20 protein-coding genes are annotated in these 22,414 nt (G+C 55.7%); 8 read left to right on the top strand and 12 right to left on the bottom strand.

Annotated elements, in window-relative coordinates; genetic code table 11:
* Window positions 1-37: 37 nt before the first annotated feature.
* The 3 genes from AC0V6U_RS14555 to AC0V6U_RS14565 all read right to left on the bottom strand — a co-directional run bounded on the left by AC0V6U_RS14555 (window position 38) and on the right by AC0V6U_RS14565 (window position 3,265).
* Entirely contained in the window at window positions 38-610 is a 573-nt protein-coding gene (locus AC0V6U_RS14555; protein WP_472643853.1) for an alpha/beta hydrolase, read from the bottom strand.
* A 404-nt stretch (window positions 611-1,014) separates the two neighbouring features.
* The gene (locus tag AC0V6U_RS14560) at window positions 1,015-2,295 is read right to left on the bottom strand and encodes a serine hydrolase domain-containing protein (RefSeq protein WP_472643854.1); all 1,281 of its coding nucleotides are present in this window, start codon (window positions 2,293-2,295) and stop codon (window positions 1,015-1,017) included.
* Between the two features lie 19 nt (window positions 2,296-2,314).
* Window positions 2,315-3,265, bottom strand: coding sequence for an alpha/beta hydrolase (locus AC0V6U_RS14565; RefSeq protein ID WP_472643855.1), 951 nt, complete (start codon window positions 3,263-3,265; stop codon window positions 2,315-2,317).
* Window positions 3,266-3,279: 14 nt separating this feature from the next.
* Here AC0V6U_RS14565 and AC0V6U_RS14570 point away from each other — a divergent pair, with 14 nt between their 5' ends.
* On the top strand, window positions 3,280-4,095 hold the full coding sequence (locus tag AC0V6U_RS14570) for a response regulator (protein ID WP_472643856.1): 816 nt from the start codon (window positions 3,280-3,282) through the stop codon (window positions 4,093-4,095).
* On the top strand, window positions 4,095-5,504 hold the full coding sequence (locus AC0V6U_RS14575) for an ATP-binding protein (protein WP_472645783.1): 1,410 nt from the start codon (window positions 4,095-4,097) through the stop codon (window positions 5,502-5,504). Before AC0V6U_RS14570 ends, AC0V6U_RS14575 begins: the two co-directional genes overlap by 1 nt.
* Before the next feature lie 238 nt (window positions 5,505-5,742).
* Here AC0V6U_RS14575 and AC0V6U_RS14580 read toward each other — a convergent pair whose 3' ends face one another.
* The 4 genes from AC0V6U_RS14580 to AC0V6U_RS14595 form a co-directional block, all read right to left on the bottom strand.
* Complete coding sequence (locus AC0V6U_RS14580) at window positions 5,743-6,687, bottom strand: TraB/GumN family protein (RefSeq protein ID WP_472643857.1); 945 nt, start codon at window positions 6,685-6,687, stop codon at window positions 5,743-5,745.
* A 32-nt stretch (window positions 6,688-6,719) separates the two neighbouring features.
* Entirely contained in the window at window positions 6,720-7,277 is a 558-nt protein-coding gene (locus AC0V6U_RS14585; protein WP_486169510.1) for an SdpI family protein, read from the bottom strand.
* Between the two features lie 95 nt (window positions 7,278-7,372).
* On the bottom strand, window positions 7,373-7,699 hold the full coding sequence (locus AC0V6U_RS14590) for a metalloregulator ArsR/SmtB family transcription factor (RefSeq protein ID WP_472643859.1): 327 nt from the start codon (window positions 7,697-7,699) through the stop codon (window positions 7,373-7,375).
* A gap of 144 nt (window positions 7,700-7,843) precedes the next feature.
* Window positions 7,844-8,476 (bottom strand): tyrosine-type recombinase/integrase, encoded by a 633-nt coding sequence (locus AC0V6U_RS14595; RefSeq protein ID WP_472643860.1) that lies wholly within the window; start codon window positions 8,474-8,476, stop codon window positions 7,844-7,846.
* Between the two features lie 378 nt (window positions 8,477-8,854).
* Here AC0V6U_RS14595 and AC0V6U_RS14600 point away from each other — a divergent pair, with 378 nt between their 5' ends.
* The 6 genes from AC0V6U_RS14600 to AC0V6U_RS14625 all read left to right on the top strand — a co-directional run bounded on the left by AC0V6U_RS14600 (window position 8,855) and on the right by AC0V6U_RS14625 (window position 15,911).
* Window positions 8,855-9,046, top strand: coding sequence for a helix-turn-helix transcriptional regulator (locus tag AC0V6U_RS14600; protein ID WP_081853374.1), 192 nt, complete (start codon window positions 8,855-8,857; stop codon window positions 9,044-9,046).
* Window positions 9,047-9,088: 42 nt separating this feature from the next.
* Window positions 9,089-9,601, top strand: coding sequence for a hypothetical protein (locus AC0V6U_RS14605; protein ID WP_472643861.1), 513 nt, complete (start codon window positions 9,089-9,091; stop codon window positions 9,599-9,601).
* 207 nt (window positions 9,602-9,808) lie between these two features.
* Window positions 9,809-10,180, top strand: coding sequence for a hypothetical protein (locus AC0V6U_RS14610; RefSeq protein ID WP_298335617.1), 372 nt, complete (start codon window positions 9,809-9,811; stop codon window positions 10,178-10,180).
* Window positions 10,177-12,030, top strand: coding sequence for a type IV secretion system DNA-binding domain-containing protein (locus tag AC0V6U_RS14615; protein WP_472643862.1), 1,854 nt, complete (start codon window positions 10,177-10,179; stop codon window positions 12,028-12,030). Before AC0V6U_RS14610 ends, AC0V6U_RS14615 begins: the two co-directional genes overlap by 4 nt.
* Entirely contained in the window at window positions 12,030-14,777 is a 2,748-nt protein-coding gene (gene mobF, locus AC0V6U_RS14620; protein ID WP_472643863.1) for a MobF family relaxase, read from the top strand. Before AC0V6U_RS14615 ends, mobF begins: the two co-directional genes overlap by 1 nt.
* Window positions 14,778-14,999: 222 nt before the next feature.
* Entirely contained in the window at window positions 15,000-15,911 is a 912-nt protein-coding gene (locus tag AC0V6U_RS14625) for an ArdC family protein (protein WP_472643864.1), read from the top strand.
* On the opposite strand, the gene AC0V6U_RS14630 is transcribed toward AC0V6U_RS14625, so the two are convergent.
* Genes AC0V6U_RS14630 through AC0V6U_RS14650 form a run of 5 tightly spaced genes read right to left on the bottom strand, consistent with a single transcriptional unit; the run spans window position 15,901 to window position 22,413 of the window.
* Entirely contained in the window at window positions 15,901-16,641 is a 741-nt protein-coding gene (locus AC0V6U_RS14630) for a M48 family metallopeptidase (protein ID WP_472643865.1), read from the bottom strand. The two genes, AC0V6U_RS14625 and AC0V6U_RS14630, sit on opposite strands and share 11 nt — an antisense overlap.
* Window positions 16,638-18,461, bottom strand: a complete 1,824-nt coding sequence (locus AC0V6U_RS14635; protein ID WP_472643866.1) for a type I restriction endonuclease subunit R — start codon at window positions 18,459-18,461, stop codon at window positions 16,638-16,640. The genes AC0V6U_RS14630 and AC0V6U_RS14635 overlap by 4 nt, the downstream gene beginning before the upstream one ends.
* Window positions 18,394-19,608 carry a type I restriction endonuclease gene (locus tag AC0V6U_RS14640; protein WP_472643867.1) on the bottom strand — a complete coding sequence of 405 codons (1,215 nt, stop codon included), beginning with the start codon at window positions 19,606-19,608 and terminating at the stop codon, window positions 18,394-18,396. Before AC0V6U_RS14640 ends, AC0V6U_RS14635 begins: the two co-directional genes overlap by 68 nt.
* Window positions 19,605-20,897, bottom strand: a complete 1,293-nt coding sequence (locus AC0V6U_RS14645) for a restriction endonuclease subunit S (protein ID WP_472643868.1) — start codon at window positions 20,895-20,897, stop codon at window positions 19,605-19,607. Before AC0V6U_RS14645 ends, AC0V6U_RS14640 begins: the two co-directional genes overlap by 4 nt.
* Complete coding sequence (locus AC0V6U_RS14650; RefSeq protein ID WP_472643869.1) at window positions 20,887-22,413, bottom strand: type I restriction-modification system subunit M; 1,527 nt, start codon at window positions 22,411-22,413, stop codon at window positions 20,887-20,889. Before AC0V6U_RS14650 ends, AC0V6U_RS14645 begins: the two co-directional genes overlap by 11 nt.
* Between the last annotated feature and the right edge of the window lies 1 nt (window position 22,414).

A 22,414-nucleotide genomic window follows, 5' to 3' on the forward strand; every position in this document is an offset into this window, starting at 1 on the left:
GTCTAACGACGCTTCCCACTTTAGAAAGCCCTCACGTCTACGGTTCGCCGTCATGGTCGAGCAATTGTTCGGAGGCCTCAAAATAGGCTGAGAGACCGGAGCGCAGACCTAGTTTAAAGGTATCCACGTGATCGGCCGCATCAATAACCTCAGACTGCCACCGAACCCCGTTCGGGGCTGCACCCTGTAGGACTTGTTTGAACCGCTCAAAGATTGGTCGTCTGTCCGCTTCATTCCCTTCGGTGCCGATCGAATGATAGACAAAGAGTTCGAGTTGGGGCTTGTTCTCCAGCATCTCGCGCACTCGATCATGAAGGTCGCTATCATCAGGTGCGCTGCTCCTGATGATAGCTGCGTCGAATAATTCCGGCTTGCGCGCTAGAGCATGGGTGGCGAAGCGACCAAAGCGTGACCATCCGGCAAAGATTACGTTCCCATCAACGCGATATTTTTCACGCAGAAACGGAATGACAACATCTTCAATATGCGCCAGAGTCTTGTTGGCGTTTTCGTTCGCCTGTTCGTCGCCGACTTCAACGGAGCCATCAACATAGTCAAGCGACGCAAGAATGATGTCATGCTGACCTTCGTGCGGCGTTGAAATCGTCAACCACTTCGCGCGTCCAGTCATAGCTTTCCTGATCAAACGCGAAGTGCACGAGCAGGGCATATCTACCCTCACTTGCGGCATCATAGCCTTCAGGAAGTGTGACGGTAACGTGCCATGGCGTGCCCCGATGTATCGACTCAGTGGCAAAACGTGTCTGACGCGCGTCGGTTGGCTCCACAGAAAAGTCACTTGAACATGCTGAAATCAAAACCGCGAACATTGTAATGAGTGAAACACGCATCCTTGGGAGAGCGCGGATAGCAAGCAAAGATCGGGAAATCATCGCGGTATACGACCCTGGATTTTGTTGCATTCCTTTGGCCTTTCTTTGTGTTGAAACAGTGCCGCAGTCTTCGCGTGCAAATCATTGCGACCATCGCCCACTGCGACCCAACGTTGGCATCTCAGTCCGCGAAAGCTGGCACGATCTTTTCCGCCGCTATCTGCAATGCTGTTGGCTCTCGCATGCCTGCTGTTGTCACAACGACTAGATCGAGTTCTTCAATCAGAATGATGAACTGCCCACCGCCCCCTTGCGCGGATGACGCGAAATAGGTTTTGTCGCCAACTCTCAGGTCGCCGCTCCACCAGAAGTAACCATAACCCTGACCAGAGACATCTTTGCCACCGCCATAAATACGATCATCACCATTATAGAGAATTCTGCTGGTTGCTTTGGCGATATACGCTTCGGCGATCAGCTGCTCACCGTTCCATTGGCCCTTGCTCATCGCGAGGGTGCCAAACTTGAGCATATCGCGCGAAGTGAAACTGGATTTCCACCCTCCTGCAGGTAGGCCGCCCAGACCAATCCGCCATTCGTAACCCGCAATGCCCATCTTCTGGAGGAGTTCGGTTTTGATAAAGTTCTCGGCACTGCCGGGCACAACGGAATCAATAACCTGCATCACGATCATGCTGCTGTAGTTCCCGTAAGCAAACTCGGTCAGCACCTCATCGGTTATCGGATCGCTCTGTTCGAGTATGGACTGAACCAGTTTTTGCCCATCGATTAGGTCACGATATCGCTCAAATTCCTCTGCCTTTTCACCTTCGATGCGAATACCGGAGCGCATGGTCAGTGCTTGGTGCAACGTGACTTTGTCCGCGCCTTCGACAAGGTCGGACCGATCAATATCGTTTAGGAAGCTGATCACGGGTTTGTGCAGATCGTCCATGGTCAGATAGCCTAGCTGGATCGCGCGCCCCAGCGCGAGGCTGGTGTAGGTTTTCGTTGCTGATGCCTGTGGGTGGCTAAGATTGATCCGCCCCCGTTGATAATAGGACTCAAAAACAAGCTTGCCTTTGTGAGAGATAAGCAAACTGTCGACTGCACCATGCTGACCGAGGGACAATTCCTCCGCCAGACCCAAAACCATCTGTCGGTCGCCGCCGTCTACGCCCAATTCGCCGACGGCGATGCCGTCGTCTCTGTCCTGAGGAGCAACCTCGAAAAAGCCGCTACCGAGTACGGGCACCTCTCGGATGTCTAATAGATCGCTGTCTTCCTCAATTGGCCACGCTGTCGAGACATAGTCTGCATCTGGATTATCCCAAAAACCATGATGAACCTGATCAGCAGCAACCTCTTGTTCAAGGCCATTACCTTCTTCGGCGCTTGCTACAGAGGCGACGCTCAACAGAATGTAGATGAGCAGAGTCTTGAAATTCTCGCTGATGGTCATTCCATTCTCCTGGATTATTTCACTCTGTTTCTGAGCTAGTGGCGAAATATAACTCTAGTGCTCTGGCCATGGATAATGCGCTATTACTTGTGTGATTGGCACTATCATGGATCTCATGGACCAATTTCACTTCGTCAGGCAGATATTGTCTTAGCAGGGCGGCTAAACGATAGTAAGACGGCAGCAATCCCGCGTCTGACAACGGCCCTGACGATCCGTCTCCGCCGGAGCTGAGATAAATTAGGTCCGGAAAATCTTGATTCTGTGCCAAGGCCTCTTCCAGCGCCTCAAAAGTCTTGTCGCTCCATTCGCCAGTATCTCCAAACGCAGGACTGGTTATGAAGTAAGCATCGAACAGACCCGGCGATTGGCTCAGTGCGTAAGATAAATACTGCCCGGCCCATGAATGCCCAGCGAAGACATCATTGCCATTGGTGTTGAACTGACTGTTCACAAAAGGAATGAGTTCGCTTTCAATATAGGACAACAATCTGCGACCGTTGCCAGATACCTGCTCGCCATCACGTTCAAAACTGTAATAATGCGGCAGAAAGTCTGGTCCGCGATTGACGTTTTCAAGGCCAATCACGATTACTTCGGGCATTAAATCACCCCAATGGTAATAGCTGGCCATCTCCGCCGTCATCTTATCTGCCGCACCGGCATCCAGCATATAGATGACAGCATAACCCTTCTCGCTGTTCGCATCATAATTCGTCGGCAAATGAACGACAATTTCTCGAGTATCCTGAGTGCTTTCAGACTCGATGCTGAATTCTTGTTGCGCAGAAGCCGGGGAGACGGCTGCGATTGCGAAAATCAAGCAATACAGGGCCGTTTTCAGCTCAAATACGCCGAGTTTATGCATGGTGTTTCCTCTTCCTTCTTGCCAAGTATGTGTGGATACGATGCTGTCGATCCCCGTTTCACCAAGGCTATGGGTTGAGCGCTGCCAGTCCAACGCCAACATTGTCTCAGAGTTTCTTGAAATTCGATTTTGAGACATTTGGATACAAAAGATCTGGCCGTGATGCGGTTCGTTCCAGTAATACCGTCGCAAATGCCAGGCTTAAACCAATGACCGAGATGCAGAGCCCACATATCCTAATCATCGACGATGAGAGAGACATCCGCCGCCCGCTTGCAAAATATCTGGGCGAGAGTGGCTACCGCGTGAGCCATGCCGAGAGCGGGCGCGAAATGGACAAAATCATGGCCAAGGCGCGTATCGATCTGATTGTGCTTGATGTGATGATGCCAGGCGAAGACGGATTTTCTATCTGCAAGCGATTGCAAGCCGCCACTCGCATACCCATCATTTTGCTGACGGCATTGCGAGACGATACCGACCGAATTGTCGGACTGGAACTGGGCGCAGATGATTATGTTGCAAAGCCTTTCAATCCAAGAGAGCTTAAGGCACGAATAAAGACCGTGCTTCGGCGCACGCAGATGCTCCCTCCGCGGTCTGAACGGCTGAATGGTACAGTCGAGTTTGATCGCTGGCGTTTCGATCTTTCCCAAAAGCAGATTGTCGGGCCACAAAATCTGATGGTGCCGCTAAGTTCCGGAGAACATGCCCTCCTTTTGGCTCTTATCGAGCATGCAGGCACTGCCCTGACGAGGGATCAGCTTATGGACCTGACACGCGGTGTCAGCGCACCTGTGTTTGACCGCCGGATTGATAATCAGATCAGTCGATTGCGGCGAAAACTGGAGGAAGACACCAAGAATCCAACGATAATTCAGACGAAATGGGGCGGCGGTTATGTGTTCGCAGCGGAGCTTGCTTGGTCGTGATGGAACAACGCTCTCGCTTCTCATTGGGCACGGCTGAGAACCAGATTCTCGTGATTCTTGCGTCGGCTTTTGTAGTCCTATTGATTGCGTCTACTGTCTATCAAGTCAGCCAAATTCGCTCTGCGGAGGAGTGGGCGAAAAGCGATTACATCGCCAAGACGATAATATTTAGAGTCGTCAATTTAGACCGAATGAGGCCGGAAGAAATACCGGGATTTGTTGAGACAGCTTCGTCCTGCGATGAAGGCTTCACGGTAACGGATAAGCCCTACGCGAACCCGTCGGAGACAGCGGCTGCAAAGGACATTCGGCGTTCTGTTCTGGCAAATTTCGGAAAGATGCCGAAGTCCATATCCTTGGATAAGTCGATGAACGACGTTTCTGTCGCGAACGCCGCATTCACCCAGCGCGATTTTGCTTTTTTCAAATGCGAACCTGACCAGATCAACTTTCCGATTGAAGGCGTGGTGATCAGTATTCGGCTCAAAACAGGAGAATGGTTCAATCTGGGCGTCACTGAGCAAAAATTCGACTTCGGTGGAGATACAATTCTTTCTGCCATACGGATCGATCTTTTCTTCCTTTTAGTCGGCATCATCGCAATCTTCTTCGTTCGCCGTCTTACGCAGCCGCTTTCTCGCTTGACCAAAGCCGTGTCGCGGTTTGGCTCAAATCTGGAAGTGGAGGATGTTGAGGAAAACGGGCCGGGCGATATCAGGAATGCGATCAGAAGATTCAACATGATGCAGCGCGAAGTGCGTGACGAGATGAAGCGGCGTACACAAATGCTAGCGTCAGTTGGCCATGATATTCGTACACCGCTTACGGCTTTGAGGGTAAAGGCCGAGCTGATTGAAAATGAGGAAGCGCGTGAGGAGATAATCGCCAGCATTGAAAAAATAGAGCGCATCACTGCGTCCGCGCTCGACTACGTGCGTGGCGAGTCGAGATCTGAGTCCAAGCAGCATGTCGATCTACGGGCGCTCATTGAAAGTGAGTGCAGCGAGTTTGAGGAACTCGGGCATCAGGTTAGCTTCAAAGGCGAAGGTGACATGCACTACGACTGTCGCCCCATCGCTCTTGCTCGTGCGATTAGAAACCTGATTGACAATGCGGTGAAATATGCAGGAAGCGCAGAGGTAGAACTGGTCAAAGGCGATGAGTGCATCGCAATCTGGGTCCTAGATAGCGGACCTGGTATTCCAGACGATCAAAGAGCTAAGGTCCTTGACCCTTTTACTCGTCTTTCAGAAGCACGAGAAAGTGATCAGGGAAGTCTTGGCCTCGGTCTCGCAATAACCAAGGCTATCGTCGACGGCCACGATGGACTTTTGAAGCTTGAGCGCAATGAGCCAAAGGGCTTGAAGGTCGCTATTCTGCTGCCCTTTGACCGATGCCGCGCTGCATGACTTAGCCGCTTGTTCGGAAAATAGTTGCATCGCTTTGCCGTAGCTCAAGCTAAAATCCGAAGACGAAAAATGGCAAATCTATAGTCTTTGGTGTCAGACGTGCAGTCTCTCAAAACACTTCCTTTTGGGGCGAGAGCGGAACGAGCAGCAATTCCGTTGTAGCAAGCTGCAAGCCTGAAAGACTGCTCGTCCGCTTCAACGCGATTGGGCAGATTAAACGTCGCCCCCTCGAAAGAGGCTATCTTCGCACCACATCGAAACCATCCGCTTCCAGCATGGCAATCAGACTGTCTTCGCCAGCGAGGTGACCAAGCCCGACGGTAAAGAACACGGTGCCTTCATGTTCTGCCATCAGGGTCTTGATCCGATCACGCCAGGTTTCATTACGGCTTACCAGCATTGTCTTGTAAATTGCCTCGCTCGACCAAGCTCCTTCCTCTCCGTGCAAGAGCAGTCCTATCAGTTCGACATCTCCACCAAGCCATGCATCAGCGATCATCGCTTGCTGGTCCGGCCTGTCGCGCAAGGACCGCGCGTTATGCAGGAGCATGCCCACTTGTGCCTCTTCCGAAAACCTCGCTATGACTTGCATCAGATCTGCCGGGCCCTCCAGCGATCTAACCTCGATGGCACGATCTTTCGCCAAGCCTAGCAGTTGGTTCGATGGAACGTTCTCCAGATCATAGCCACCCTGTGAGATCGCCAATACGCCAAGTTGAATGGAAGCAAGCCAAGGCCTTAACTGATCAAGAGCTGACAGAGGTGCTCCAATTGCGGTTGAGATGGCGTTGATTTCGTCGCGCTCATTCTCATCAAGTTGCGAGCTGAGGCTGCGCCCGTCCGTATTAAGGCCTATCTGCGGAATAAGTGACTGGACAGCGGCCTGCGCTTCAGGAGAGCTGCTATCGGTTTCAATCACAAACAGATTGGCGTCAGTGAGGGAATCCGAGATCAGTTTGCTTTGCCAATCAGTGCCAGGTTTAAGAACCGGCGCAAATCCAAACAGATGAATGGTCGTATCTTCATCGCTGATTGTCCAAAGCGCGGGACCCGCGGTTGGCGCGTCCTCCACTGCCGAAGCCGGCTCGCTTGGGCGTGCGGTCGCGCAGGCTGTGAGCGCGCCTGCAAGCAGAGGTATGGCTAGAAGTTTGAGCGCAGCTGTCCTGTATGGTGAGAGCACCATGAAAATTCTCCAAATGTTAGGTGGCTAAGGGGTCAGTTTGTTATTGAACGGCGGAGGCTCTGGCGGGCAGCAAGCTGACGCGCCTGCAGCCAAGTTACAGCCTTGAGCGCGCACACCAGTCCGATGAAAATCCACTGCGCCATTTGCCCGCCGACCAAAAACGGCAGCGGCAATGTAACAAGGACGATTGTCACAAGCCTTCGTCCGAGCATGCGATGCGTTTTCGTCCAAACCGAATGGTCAGAAAGGGTAGCGGCAGTGCGAAACCCGACCTTGCCTCCGAATGGCACCGTTACGACAAAATTGCCGATCAGGCCGAATGCGAGCGCGATGAAGTAGAAGAACGCAATTTGTGAACCGTCTGATCCGATATAATCGTACAAGTCCAGCGGGATCAAAACTTGCATCAGCAGTCCAATCAAGGCCGGAAATTGCACAGACATTGCCGGGATCAATGCAGATTTTCCGGATACCTCAGCAAGGCGTTCACGTTTAATCCAAATGGCGAGGCCCGTGAGCAAGAGGCCGAAGCCCGCCCAAAACAGGGGGAAGGTTACAATGCTTCGGATCTGTGACTTAGCTTCAGTCAAGCCCACCTTCTCTGGCGGGTATCCATTGGCCCAAAGGGTGATGCCGATACAGGCGGTGAGCGCCACGATGATTGCGGCGGTGAAGAGGGATTGTCTCATGGGCTTGGTTCCGGTTTTCTTGAATTGGATGCTGAACTGCTTTTGCTGGCGGCCGCATCATTGTGGCCAAGCAAATCCATCAAAGCGGACATCGCTTCTTCAGCAACAGTTGCGTTCAGATGATATGTGATGGTCACCCCATCTCTCTCGCCTCGGATGAGATCAGCTTCTTTAAGAACGGAGAAATGGGTCGACATGGTCGGCTTGGAAACCTGATACGCCTTAGCGAGGCCTCCAGCGGTGGCAGGACCATCCTTCAGCCGCGCAATAATATCGCGGCGGATCGGATGGTTGAGCGCTTTCAGGACTTCGGCGAGTTTCATGACCCTTAATTAGGGTTACGACTAATTAGAGTCAAGGCTAATTAAGAAAATCGGATCTAAAGATGAAAAATTGGCGGAGCATACTGTCCGTTTCCACCCGCAGAAGCGGACGCTGGGTCATTCGAGGCCAGCGCCCAACTCCAGTCAGATTTCAGTCTTCTCCGCGAGCGTAAGAGCGTCTTCAATGTCGACTCCTAGGTAACGGACTGTATTCTCAATCTTGGAATGACCAAGCAAGATCTGGATTGCCCGGATGTTCCCTGTGGCTTTGTAGATGATCGAGGCTTTGGTTCGGCGCAGCGAGTGGGTGCCGTACTCCTCCGGTCGCAGGCCGACGGCCGCAACCCACTCATCAACAAGCCGAGCGTATTGTCGCGTGCTCAAGTGGCGAGCGGGATCAACTCGGCTCGGAAAGACAAAGTCCTCGACGTCACCACCTCTGACCTCCAGCCAGGCGAAAAGACTTGAACGCGCGTCTGGCGCAATCTCGAACTGGACAGGTCGTCCGGTCTTGCGCTGCGTAATTGTCGCTCGCGTTCTAATTTCGGGACCACTAACCAGATCGCCGATCTTCAACTCGACGAGATCACAACCTCGCAACTTGCTATCAATTGCCAAGTCAAACAGCGCGCGATCTCGAATGCGCTCCTCGCGATCAAGGAAGAATCGGATCGCCCAGATCTGCTTTTGATTGAATGGTCGCTTGGGGCCAATCTTCGCTCCAAAGTTCCAAGGCACCCTGTTCTGCGCAGCGGGATCGAAGTGTGAGTAAGTCATTGCTGTTCTCCTTGGCCGGAATGGCCTCGGAGAATGTCTGCTTTCGGGCGCTAAGATCTCGAATGGTCACGTCTTGGATTGGAGCGCAAAGCTGACCCGCTCTCTGGCGATTGAAAGCAAGACGCAATTTCCTTCGCGTCTCACAGCATCCAAACGCGTTCGAAGTCGTCTCCGTGAATAGTTGGAACGGCGTTTGATCTCTTTTTGTTCTTTCCTACACCTTTGCGACTCGCGTAGGTTGCCTGACGTCACCTAAGCCAAGGGTGGCGCTGAGTTGAGTATCTGATCGCAAGGTCCGCAACAGCAATTTGAGAACCAACCCAACGTCGCAGGGGAGTGCGGCAACGGTGACAGACCCTTCAAGAAAAGGAATCTGTCATGTCGAATATCGAACTACTCACTTGCCATGAGGTCATGCGCCTCACGGGCATTCGCAGCCGAACCACAATTTGGAGACGCATTCGCAAGGGTGTCTTTCCTCATCCGATAGATATTGGCGGCGGACGTATCCGCTGGCGGTCGACGGATATCGACGATTGGATCGAGGCCCTCCCTCTGCGCCGCTATTGACCCCGCTAATGCGGGCAATGGTTCGCAGAAAGATACTCCCAAATGTCTATCCGATCATGGATCAAGACGGCCTTGCTGAAGCAGGGCTGGATCATCGTCCGCGCTCCAATTGATGACAAGGAGCGCACTGCCCAACTTGTTGAGCTGCTTGTTGAAGAAAACGCCGATGGGCGCTCCCGGAGGCATACACTAGGGCCTTGGCTCTGGTATGAGCGTCCCGTCTTAGATCGGTTTGAGGGCCACGATTGCGGCCTCACTGTCGAGGGACCAATCTACCAAAGCAGAGATGGAACCGGGTATCCGCTTGGTAGCCAGCTTCGCACCGAATTCGGGTGGCTCGACCTCACGCCAGAAGAGACCAACCTGCTCGCAGATGAAGTTCGAACGGCGATCGACCACGCATTGCTTCGCTGGTTCACGTGTACCGATATGGCGGATCGCCAGTTGCCTTCCCGCCAGTCCCGCGAGCGTTATTTCGACGACGATGTCGCCCGCAATCTGATCCGGTCTGCGACGCCTCCAAAAGCAAATCAGGAGGATGAGCGTCATGACTAATGGCCTCACAAAGACAGGAGGGAGAGAGGGCCGCGATGCTACGCATCGAGCCCAGAAAGTGGATACACACCCCACGCACGGGTGCATCGAGGATTTCTGCGGGTTTAGTGAGATGCTGATAGCACCTCGCGACGATAGCTTGTTGCAGACCTTCGCAATTCCGCCATTCTTCGCGATGGCGGATAGCATCTCCATCGAGGCGAACCGATGAGTGCGCGGGCGCAGACGGTGCGCCTCAATCCGTCACAACACAGGCTGCTTGCGGACTTTGCGAAACGGCGCGGCCTGACCCAATATGCTATGCTCGCAAGAGTGGTGGAAGCGGGCTTGCTTTCGCTGCTGCACGGCACCGACAAAGAGACCGATCTGGCTGAGCTGGCAGGCGAGATCGGTTCGATATCGGAGCGCCTGGCAGAGACCGAAAGGGTGCTTGACCGCGCTCTGTTCACCTCCTGCGCTGCCTATGCCTATGCGCGAAGTGCAGCGCTTGGAAAGAAGCAGTCTGATGAGGCTATTGCCGCTGAAGCACGGGCTGCTTTTGAGCGGCAACGCTCCCTTGCGCTGGAGGCCGAGTCATGAGTTTTGGGACCGATTTTGTCACCCGCGCCCATGCCCTTTGGCGGGTGCGTATGGCGCACTGGCAGCAGCGCTTTGGCTTCTTTGCCAAGCTTATTCTCATCTCGGCATTGGCTGGGGCGATAGTTGTCCCTCAGCTCCGTCTGATGCCCGAAGAGCTTGCCGTCGCCGCTCAATACGTGGGCGCAAACTTGCTCACCCTTTTGGGTGATCTGTCTGGCAAAGACATGATGATGAAGGTGTCGATGGACGGCCAAAGCTGGACTGTATCCGCATCGGCTTTTGCCAGCGAGCCACTTGTCGCCGCGACCTTTAGCAAGGCGATAAAACTGGTCATGGGCGGAGCGCTTGCTGGGATCGGCGCGGGCTTTTTGGTGTCCCACTTCATCAAGCGCACCATGTCCGAGCAAGGCAAAGATACGCTCGCCGACAGGGTCATTGGTGGTACCCGTGTGGCGGATGAAGCGGATGTGGCTGCTCAGACCACTTTGCTTAGTGGAAGGGATGCTCTTCGCATCGGTCCAGTCCCGATCCCGCAGCGCATGGAGACCCGTCACTTTGCTTTTCTGGGCACGACCGGAAGCGGGAAGACGACTGTCTTGCGGCAAATGCTGGATGGCATAGAAGCGCGCGGCGAAGCCGCTCTTGTCTATGACACAAGCGGCGTGTTCATCGCCCACTATTACAACCCTGCGCGCGGTGACATCATCCTCAATCCCTTTGATGCGCGCTGCACCTATTGGTCCCCTTTTGACGAGATCTCGCACCCGGCTGATGCGGACCGTATCGCACGCCAATTGGTGGCAGAAACAGGCAGCGAGGATGATGATGTCTGGCTTGAGACAAGCCGTATTCTTGTCGCCAATATGATGCGCTCCTTATGGGCGGAAAAGAACTGCAGCCTCGAAGCCTTGCTGGAAGCCCTACAGGTCAAAAGCAAAGAGCAGTTGAAGGAATGGCTGGGTAACACATCGTCAGCCCGCACCTTTGCTGATGATGCAGATCGGGCCACCGGCAGCGTGCTGTTTATGTTGGCCAAGGCTGCCAACCTTATCCAGTTTTTGAAGATCAAGCAGGATGAGGGCGACCCTTTTGCCTTCCGCGATTTCATTGTCGATCTGGACAAATGCAAGGGCGCAAAGCCCTGGATATTTGTGCCGCGCAAGGAAGACTATTTCGAGGCTTCCAAGCCGCTTATGGCCTGCTGGCTCGAATGCGCAGCGAGCGCGGTGCTAGGGCTTTCGCCATCCTCTGACAGGCGCATTTGGTTCGTGCTCGACGAGCTGGCTGACCTGCCCCGTGTCGAGAACCTTGCGCGTCTTTTGCCAGAGGGCCGCAAGTTTGGCGCAGCGATTGTGCTGACCTTCCAGGCGCTCGGCCAGATGCGCAATCGCTACGGTGCGAACATTGCCGAAGCCATGCTTGCCTGCTGCAACACCAAGCTCTTTTTGCAAACGGTCGATCAGGAAACCCGCAAGTGGGCGAGCGCCACCATCGGCCAGTGCGAGATCGAAATGCGTGTTGCAACCGATACGCTGGCAATCAACAATCAGGGTCCGCGAACAACCATGGCAACGCAGCGCCAATTTCGTGCAGCGGTGCTTGAAAGTGATCTGCGGCTTAGTCCCTACAAAGGCTATTTGCTGCTGCCAGATGGCCTGCCGGTCGCCAAGATCAGTCTTACCGCTGACCACATCACGCAGCGCGGAGAAGCGCGCCAGCCTGGCTACATCCCTGGCGATCCTGCGGACACGCTTTGGAGCAAGGTGAGTGAGATCGCCAAAGGCTCACAGGTCGACGAGGGCAAGGCTGAAAGCGAGAATGGCCGGGCTAAACACCAAGGGCCGGTGTAATGGTCGCCACTGTCTCTGCCCTGTCAAGCGCAGCTCAGGCTGCGAGCTACTATGAGGCCGACGACTACTATGCCGAAGGCGGCATGGCTCCCTCAGAGTGGTTTGGTGAGGCTGCTGAGAAGCTTGGCCTTTCTGGAGAGGTCGACCGCAAACAATTCGGCGAGATGCTTGAAGGCCGGATTGCCGGGCAGCAGCTTGGCACTACCCGCGATGGCAAGGTCGAGCACCGGCCAGGCTGGGACATTACCTTTTCTGCGCCCAAGTCCGTCTCGATCATGGCCGAGGTTGCCGGAGACAAGCGGCTGATCAAGGCGCATGGTGCAGCGGTGAAAGTGGCGCTCGCCCATGTCGAGAAGCACATGGCGGCAACCCGGATCAGGCAGGGCGGCGAGGTCCGGCGCGAGGCAACCGGCAATCTCGCCATCGCCACTTTCCGTCATGCAACAAGCCGGGCGCAGGACCCGCAGCTACACACCCACGGCGTCATCCTCAACGCGACGCAGGACAAGGATGGTAATTGGCGCAGTCTTGAGCCGCGTGCCTTCTATCAGCTGCAAAAGGAGATCGGCGCGATCTACCGGCAGGAGCTAGCCCATGGTGTTACCGAGCTGGGTTATCGGATTGATGCTGGGAAAGATGCGCTCTTTGAGATTGCGGGCGTGCCGGAAAATGCCATCGAAGCGCTCAGCCAGCGCACCGCAGCAATCGATGCCCGGCTTGCCGAGCGCGGCACGAACCGCGAGCAAGCCAGCGCCGCCGAAAAGCAGATCGCCGCACTCGATACGCGCGAGGCCAAGACCAGTGCGAATCACCGTACGCTTCGCGCTGACTGGCGGGCAACAGCCGATACCAACGGGTTCGACAGGGCAGCGCGAGACAGGCTGATCGTTGAAGCGAGAGAGCGGGCCAACACCGGCAAAGAGACTGCCAGCCCGGAATTGCTGGCACGGCAGGCCGTGGCCTGGGCCGCTGCCAAGCTGTCCGAACGCGAGGCCGTTTTTGCGGCCAGCACGCTGGCGCGCGAGGCCGGAGACTGTACCTTTGGCAAATCCGGGCATGGCGCAATCAGCGTAGCGATTGCCGTGGCGGGAGAACGCGGCGAGCTTGTCCCGCGCACATTCCTTGACCGGCGCGGCGCGGAATTTGCGGGCTTCACGACACCGCAGGCCATCGCAACCGAGCGCACCATGCTGCACCTGGAGGAAGCGGGGCGCGGCATGGCGCAATCACTCGCCAGTCCGGTGGCGGCAGCACGGACCATCGAGCGCGCTGCACGGCAGTCAGCGCGATCCGGCTATGCCTGGACCGCTGACCAGAAGCGCGCGACCGCGGACCTGCTTACTTCGCGGGATCGCGTCGCCGCTGTCCAGGGCTATGCCGGGACCGCCAAAACCACCACAGTTCTCGCCACCTACGCGCGCGAAGCACGGCGTCACGGACTTGCCGTGACCGCGCTTGCGCCAACCGCATCGGCATCGACCGTTCTGGGCGAAGCACTCGGTTTACGAGGCGATACGGTGGCGCGACACTTGCTCGCACCGGAAGTGAAGAAGACAGGCAAGGAGGCCGTCTGGATTGTCGATGAAGCCTCAATGCTTTCGGCGCACGACATGGCGAAACTCTTGACCCGCTCCGACAAGGCCGGAGCCCGGCTCGTCCTGGTCGGTGACGTCAAGCAATTGGGATCGGTCGGTGCAGGCGCTGCCTTTGCCCAGTTGCAGCAGGCAGGCATGGCGACCGCGAAGCTTGCCGATGTGGTCCGGCAGACCAATGCCGACACCCGCGAAGCCGTCATGGCGTCGATCGAAGGCCACGCAGGCAAGGCTCTCGCCGCGCTGGAACGTGGCGGCGGCGAGGTGATCGAAGGCGCAACACCGGGCGAGCGCCTTGAGAAGATGGCCCGGCACTATCTGGCCTTGTCGCCCTCAGAGCGCGCAAGAACGCTGGTGATCGAGCCATCGCGCGAAGGCCGCGACCAGCTCACCGGCATGATACGCGCGAAACTGACCGAGCGCGGCGAGCTTTCGGCAGAGGCGGTACGGTTCGATGCGCTTGAAGCGAAAGGTCTCACCCGTGCGGAAGCGCGCGAGGCAGCAAGCTATGCCATCGGCGATGTCGTTAGGTTCAGCCGCGACTATGCTGCCAAGGGCGTGCGACGAGGCGAGAACTTTGCTATTTCCGCTGTCGATCCTGAGCGCGGGCGCATCGCTCTGGAAGGTCGCGATGGACGGTTGCTGGATTGGCATCCCCGGCAATGGGGCGCGGGCAATGCCGAGGTGTTCGAGCCAAAGCCGATGGAGCTGCGCACCGGCGACCGCGTGCAGTTCACCCGCAACGACCGCGTGGCCGGGCGGGTCAATGGCCTTGGCGGGACCGTCACCAGCATCGATACCAACAGTGGCCGGGCAACGGTAAAGCTCGCCAACGGACGCGAGCAGAAACTCGATTTGTCTGATCCTCGCGACACCCATTTGCGTCACGCCTACGTCCAGACCGCTCACGCCGCGCAGGGCCAGACCGCCGAGCGGGTCCTGATTCACGCGGACAGCCGGTCAACCAATCTGGTCGACCAGAAGATGCTTTATGTAGCGCTATCGCGCGCCAAAGCCGAGGCGGTGGTTGTCACCGACGATAAGACCCAGCTTGTCCGGGCAATCTACGAGCGCGCTGGCGAGAAGCAGACGGCCATGACCGCGAGCACGCCCGAAGCCGGAAAGTCAAAGGCGATGGGTGCCGGGTTGGGCTGATCGAATAGCCCCGGCGGTGGCAGACCATGGCGTCCTTTGCCCTGCCGTTGGAATGAACTGCTCCTCTTCGACAGGCCGTGCCGGGCGGGATCAACAGCCTGCCCGCTCCATTCGGGCTGTGCCCTCCCGTGTTGGCTGTTTCGCGTAACCGGCTGACCCGAACGGCCATTCCGGCCCGTCCTTTTTCCCGCATTCCCAACGACAGGACGAAGGATTATCGCCATGGCCCGCACACAAACAGCCAGCATCTATGACGCCATCACCAACCAGATCATCACTGCCTTTGAAGCCGGAACCAGTGAGTTCTCGCTTCCCTGGCATCGCAGCACCTCGCCGCTGACCCGCCCGATCAATGCGGCGACCAGGAAAGCCTATCGCGGCGTCAATGTTCTCGCTCTCTGGGCATGCGCCGAAGCGCAGGACTTTGGACACGGCCTCTGGGCCACCTATCGCCAGTGGCAATCGCTGGGGGCTCAGGTCCGCAAGGGCGAGAAGGCTGCGCCGATTGTGTTCTACAAAGTGCTGGACCGGCAGGAAGATGAGAATGCCGAAGACCGCGAGGACGGCTCGCGCATCTTTGCTCGCGGCTCGCATGTGTTCAATGTCGAGCAGGTCGAAGGGTATGCATTGCCGGAAATCGCGACCGGCGAGAGTTTCGATCCCATCCCGAGCGCCGAGGCGTTCGTTGCCGCCACCGGTGCCAACATCCGCATTCATGGACAGAGCGCGCATTACACGCCTTCAGCCGACCGCATCACCATGCCCGAGCGGGAACTGTTCTTCGCGACCGATACCGGATCAGCCGAACAGAACTGGTACGCGACCCTGCTTCATGAACTGACCCACTGGACCGGTGCCGAGCACCGCCTTGCCCGCACGTTTGGCAAGCGCTTTGGCGACGATGCCTATGCGATGGAAGAGTTGGTAGCCGAGTTGGGCTCGGCCTTCCTTTGCGCCGATCTGGGTCTGTCATCCAGCCCGCGTCCAGATCACGCCAGCTATCTCGCTTGTTGGCTGAAGGTGCTCAAGGCCGACAACCGGGCGATTTTCACTGCAGCCAGTGCAGCGGCGAAGGCGGCTGAGTTTCTACGGGAGAAGGGCCGTGAGTTCTCGTCTACGTCAGCTACCAGCTAAACTGATGCCCCAATGCATCTAAGCGCTGAATTCGCAATTCGTAGTCAGGCATGATCGTCTCAAGCATTCGCCAAAATTGCCTTGAGTGATTGTGCTCAATCATGTGGCAAGCTTCATGCGCCAAGACGTAGTCGATGAGCGAAACAGGGGCCATAACAAGTCGCCAATTGAGACGTATACGGCCTTTTGCATCGCAGCTTCCCCATCGCTTCGATTGATCCACGACGGCAATCGAACGAGGTTCAATCCCGAGTAAATTGCTTACGGCTTGGATGCGCTTCGAAAATTGGCACTCAGCCTTGGAGAGGTACCAATGGCGCAATCCGCTCCGCACGGAACTTTTGGCCACCAGCGCATCTAGTCCGGGCAACACTGGAGCGATTAAATTTGCCCCGCGAGCGCGAACTCTTGTGACGATAGCCTCAGGATCGCGAAGGACCTTCAGCCGGTACTGCCGCCCCAAATAGTGGAATGCCTCACCACTCACAAATTCCTTAGAGGACGGTACACCGGCTAGTTCGGAATACCCGGCCTTTTTTCGCAAAACCCAAGCCGCCTTTTTCCGAACGAGATCAGAAATTCTGCGATCGTCGAGATCACTCGGCGCAAGGACACGGACACCATCGAAGCCCACCGTAATCGCCACTGTTTTGCGTCGAGATGTCTTGATCAAAGAATATTCGATTTTTTCTCCGCCGAAATCAATTTGGTGGTCGAGCATTTTTCTCATCTGGCTAACCGTGCTCGCGCGACGTCCATAATCTTCGCCGTCGATGCTTCGATCGAAGCAAAATCGGCGCCCGATTGGCGCAAGCTGGCCTTAATTGCTCGGCGCATCTGGCGCTTCACATCTTCCTTCAGCTGCCAGTCGACTACCTGCGTAAGGCTCTCCAAGTCTTTGGCGACCTCGCTTGCAACTGTCTGCTTCTGCTCTTGCGTGACCCCTTCGCCAAACTGGATAAGCGGTAATACCGCTCCAGACGTTCCCGACAGCTCCTGAGGGGCTTTTTCTTTTCGCAAATGCTCTGTGCGGGTTGCTAGCTCCTCCAGCCGAGCAAGCTGGCTTGCGGCACTGACCCGGTCGACGCGTCGCCTTGAAATCAAGTCTTCCAGGTCCTCCCAAAGTGATTTGTAGGCACTTGGATTTTCATCTCGGTGAACGTGTATCTCATGCCGTATGGCATGCTCTATCCGTGCAGCCTTGGCTTCCGGCGAATTGATTTCATCGACGCTCTCACGAAAAGCCGGATCAAGGATATCGAGTGGCTGAAGTAACTGCTCCACACCATCGGCGCTTAGATGACTGGCAATCAGTTCGCCTACCTTGGCTCCGTAAAGCTTCGCGTTGAATCGCTCGTCACTGTAGCGGCGGCGGGCGGCCGCCCGAATGCGGGTGAGCCATTTTAGGTCAGTCAGATAAGGTTCTTCGAGCGCTTTCGGATCTGGAAGAACCATGTCCATCGCTTCAGAAAAGCGTTGGAAATCTAGCTCAAACTTCGCCCGCACATCTTCTGCTTCAAGCAACAAGATGCATGCATCATCGTCATCCCTGTCGATGTGATCGAACAAGCGAATGGCCGCCCGGTGCCGACTTTCAAGCAACTGGCCCTTCTCAGACGCCGGTCGCATCGCATTCAGGACACCGTCTTCTTCGGAGAACATGTCGAGCGCCTCCGAAATGCGGCGATTGTCGCCCCAGTAGTCCACGATCAGGCCATGGCTCTTGTTCTCATACGTTCGGTTCACGCGTGCGATCGCTTGCAGCAACGTATGCTCGCGGAGTGGGGCATCCAGATACATGACCTGCTCAACCGGAGCGTCGAAACCGGTCAGAAGCATGTCGCAGACAACCAAGATCTTTAAAGGATCATCCTTGCGTTTAAATCGGGCGATCAGGTCTTCGCGTTCGCGGCGTGACAGATGATGACGTTGCAACCGCGCGCTATCATTGTTTGAGCTCGACATGATCAGCGCACATTCTGGCGCTCCCAACTCTCTTAATGCCTCAATGTAGCTCACCGCGACATCACGGCTCACGGTAACAATCTGTGCCTTGAAGCCATTCGGCTCGATTGTAGTGCGGTAATGTTGGAGGATGTCCCTGCAAACCGCAGAAACCCGCTCGGGAGCGCCAGCATATCTTTCTTGCAGGCGAGTTCCTTGCTTTAGCTTCTGGATTTCATCATCGCTCAGCTCAGGAAATGCCTTGCGGATGTCAGCTTCTAGATCACGCCCATCGACCCGCATTTTTGCATCGCGCATCTCGTAAAAGATAGGAACTGTTGCACCGTCTTTGACTGCTTGGTCGATGAGATAGCGATGGATATAATCGCCAAACACTTCTCGTGTGCTACGATCCTTCTTATCGATCGGCGTGCCAGTGAAAGCGATCAGGGCTGCATGCGGCAAACCAGCCCGCATCCTGGCTGCAAGCGCGCCATATTGGGTACGGTGCGCTTCATCGACCATCACGAATATATTCTCAGCGTCGGAGATGACAGATGTCCGCGTGGGAACAGCCGTGTGAAATTTGTGCACCGTGGTGAGCACCGTAGTGCTCAGCCCCGCCTGACAATAGTTCGCGCAGGTGAGCTCCGCTCTCAGCCTGCACGGGATTGGGAAAACCGGATCGCTGGAACTGGCCTGTAATCTGGCCATCGAGATCAGTCCGATCGGTTACAATCACGAGCGTTGGGTTCTCTGTTTCCGGCAGGCGGCGAAGCTTCACCGCCAGGAAAACCATGGTCAGGGATTTCCCCGATCCCTGCGTGTGATGGATAACTCCACTGCGCCTTTGTGGGCTTGGCGCTTTGCGAATACGATCAATCGTCCGGCCCACGGCCACGAACTGCTGATACCGAGCCATCTTTTTAAGGCGCCGACCATCGATCGTTTCGAAAACCACAAAATTGCGAACGAGATCGAGGAGGTTTGCTGGAGCCAGCATCCCAGCAAGTAGCATGTCCTGAGCTGTAGGCCGACGCCCAATGCGTGACGAAACCGCATCGGATGTCAGGGGGTATGGATCGCGCCATTCAGACCAATGGCGCGGCGGCGTAGCGGTGGTGCCGAACTTCGCTGCATCACGGGCTAGCGCGATACTAATTTGAGCAACTTCAAACAGACGCGGAGCGCCCAATCCTCTAAATTCTGCAAGCCCTTGGTAACGGCGGAATTGCCGCTGTGCTTCGCCAATTGGGTCCGCCAATGCGGGCGATTTGCATTCGATCACAACCAGCGGAATGCCGTTCACAAACACAGTGATATCCGGGATGATGTCCTGACGCGGCCCCTTCATCACATATTGCCGACTGAACTCGAAGATGTTGGCCGAGATATCGTCGAAGTCGAAATAGCGGATGGTGCGATCTTGCCGCCGCCCCTTTTCATCTGTGTATGGTAGCGTGCTGCCATAGGTCAGGCGCACATGGCCTTGTTCGTTGGCATCAATCAGGTCGACCGAAGAAATGCGGGTCAGCGCCGATATGGCCCGACCAGTGCTTTCGCTGTCTAGCCAGGGATTGAGCCGCCGCAGCTGTTGCTCCAATCGCCCGGTCAGGACAGCGTCAGAAGGGCCTTCGCGAAGCTCGGCAATGTCTGACAGCGAAAGAGATTTGTAGTCGAACAATACCCGCAGCAGATCAGCTGCCGGGTCTTCGACCATCTCGATCTCCAGCCTATCGCGACTTTCGTTCATGCATTCACCGCTATCGGCGCATTCTCGAAGCGGGCGACCATGGCTTTGGGCAACCGCAGGCGTCCGGAGAGGAGCTCTTGCGCAAGCGCCGCGCGCGTTGCTTCCAGCTCGGCCAATATGTCGTTTTCCGCCTCAATTCGGAGATCGAAGGCCTCGCCCATATCGGCGATCTTTTCCTGCTCTGCTCTCGGCGGAAGCAGGATTTGCAGCTTCTTGAACGTAGGCATGTAAATGGTCTGATGGGTGCTGCCTGCTTGCAGGCGGTCCCATTCGCGCTTCATATGCCTGAATACCTGCACGAGATAACGCGGGCTAAGGTCTGGACCGCAAACCCAGTTTGCAAAATCCTGACTTGTCGCCATTGGCAGCGCAAGCCGAGTAGCTTTGCCGACCGTTGCAGTGCGCGAGAAGATAACCGTATCTTTCGGGAGGACGCGGGCCGAGGAATTTTTGATCCCTAACGAGGTCACGCATTCTGAAGTTTTCCCGACTGTCAGCCGGTCAAGCTCACCCGTGTCGCTAAGCGAAATCCAAGGGATATCGCCATCCCAATAGTCTGGTCGCTTTCGATCCGGCGTATGCCCACTTTTGAGTTGCGCGACGCTAGTCAGTCGAACCAGTTTCCAGTCGGAGGGTATCCGCTCGACGCCTTCCGCGACACGCCCGAGGACCCACCGCTCAGGGAGTTCTTGCAGAGGCGTAGCCTGTCCACGGATGCCGCGCGTTAGTTGACCTCTCATAACTGCGAACTTCGCTGCGCTTAGGCTAACGACCATTTGATTAGTTTGAATGATCGCATTTTCGATCGACTGCAAAACTTCTGTAATTGCGTCTTGCTCAGTTACGTCAGGCAACCAGACCGGCAAAAGCAAGAAGTCCTTTGGGCCTAACCTTGCTCTGCCGGTCGTTCCTAAGCTCCATGCATCGGCACGATGCCAAAGCCTCGGATTGGAGAGTACGTACGAAAGGAACTTAGGATTATTTCCAATTTTCGCGTTGAAAGCAGGGTATTCATTTGTTGCGAAAATCTCACCAAAACGGTCATCTACCAATGCAAAGGTCCCCTTGGACGCCCACATCTTGTTGTAAACAATATCACCAGGAAGGAGCCGAAACAGATAAGTCGAATTGAGGTTTTCGCCCTGAATCTGGCCCTGAATCCTTATACCTTTTGCATAAAGTTTCACGCCAATAAGAGAGTATTCTCGGTTCGCTTCGACAGAGACTTGCCGGTTAACACGAGTTAGGGCATCGCCCATTCGGGTTGAAGGAAATTCCTTACCCGACATAACCCATTTCCTCCAGCAACGCATTCATGCGGCATTCTGCCACATTTCGCGCTTTCTCGGCTTCCCAAAGCGCGTCCAGTGCAGCTTGTACGTTGATCGGGGCCTCCGGCTCCAGAGTGTCAATGTAGCGGGAAATGTTGAGGTTGAAGTCGTTCTCTTCGACCTCTTTCATCTCGACCACGCGACTAAACCGCTCGATTTCCTTCCAGTTTCTGAAAGTATCGACAATGTGTTTGATATTGCAGGGACCAAGCACAGCCTTTTTAGGTCGCTCTTCAAATTCCTTTGAAGCGTGGATGAAGAGGATCTTGTCCTTATGCTCAGCTGCTTTGTTTCGGTTGAGAATGAGAATGATCGCCGGAATGCCGGTGCCTGCGAAAAGGTTCTCGGGAAGTCCAACAACCGCCTCAATCAGATCTTCTTCAAGCAGCGCCTTACGAATGCGGCCATCGCCCGATCCGCGAAACAAGACACCGTGCGGCATCACTACGCCGCAGAGCCCGTCATGGTTCAGCGTCGCCAGCATATGCTGCACAAATGCGAAATCGCCGATGTTTTTGGCCGGAATGCCATAGCGGAAGCGATTGAAACTCAGCTTCTCGGTGTCACTTCCCGCTTCGATCGCACCCCATTTGTCCAGGCTAAATGGAGGGTTGGCGATCACGCGATCATAGAGGATCAGATTACCCTCGTGGTCGAGTAAGCGCGGATTGCGAATGGTATCGCCCTTTTCAATCCGTGCATCTCGCAAACCATGCAGCAACAGGTTCATTTTTGCGATGGCCCAGGTGCCGAGGTTCTTCTCCTGCCCATGCAACGTGACATTGATCGGCTGGCCCAGGCGCTTACCTTCCTTCTTGCCAACATACTCCGCCGCCTGGATCAGCATGCCGCCAGAACCACAAGTCGGATCGGAAATCCGCATGCCGGGCGACGGATCGAGCAACTGCACGATCAGGTTCACCACCTCGTGGGGGGTATAGAACTCGCCGCCCTTCTTGCCCGCGTCGTCAGCAAACTGTTCGATCAAATATTCATACGCGCGCCCCAGAATGTCCGGCTCTGACAGCGAAGCGTTGGACAGATCGATGCGGGTGAAGTGATCGATAAGTGCGGCCAGCACGACCTCGCGGTTCTTTGGCTCACCCAATCGAGATTCGCTATTGAAGTCGATGTTGACCAGCACGCCTTCAATCGCTGCATTCGCATCTTCCAGTGCTTCACACGCCTTGTTGAGCGTACTGCCGATATCCGTCGTGGCCTTGCGGATGACATCCCAACGCGCGCGTTCGGGCACGTAGAATTCGTGTTCGTCCGGATCATTGTAAGCGATATCGGCGGGCACGCCTTCGGCGATCCGTTCTCTCGCTTCTTCCTCGAACCTGTCGGACATTCGCTTCAGGAACAGGAAGCCAAAGATATACCCCTTATAGTCGGAGCTATCGATCGACCCGCGCAGGATGTCTGCCGCCTGCCACAAATAGTTGTTCAGCGCCGAGCGCGTCAGCTGTTTCATA

Source organism: Erythrobacter sp. W36 (genome assembly GCF_057364935.1).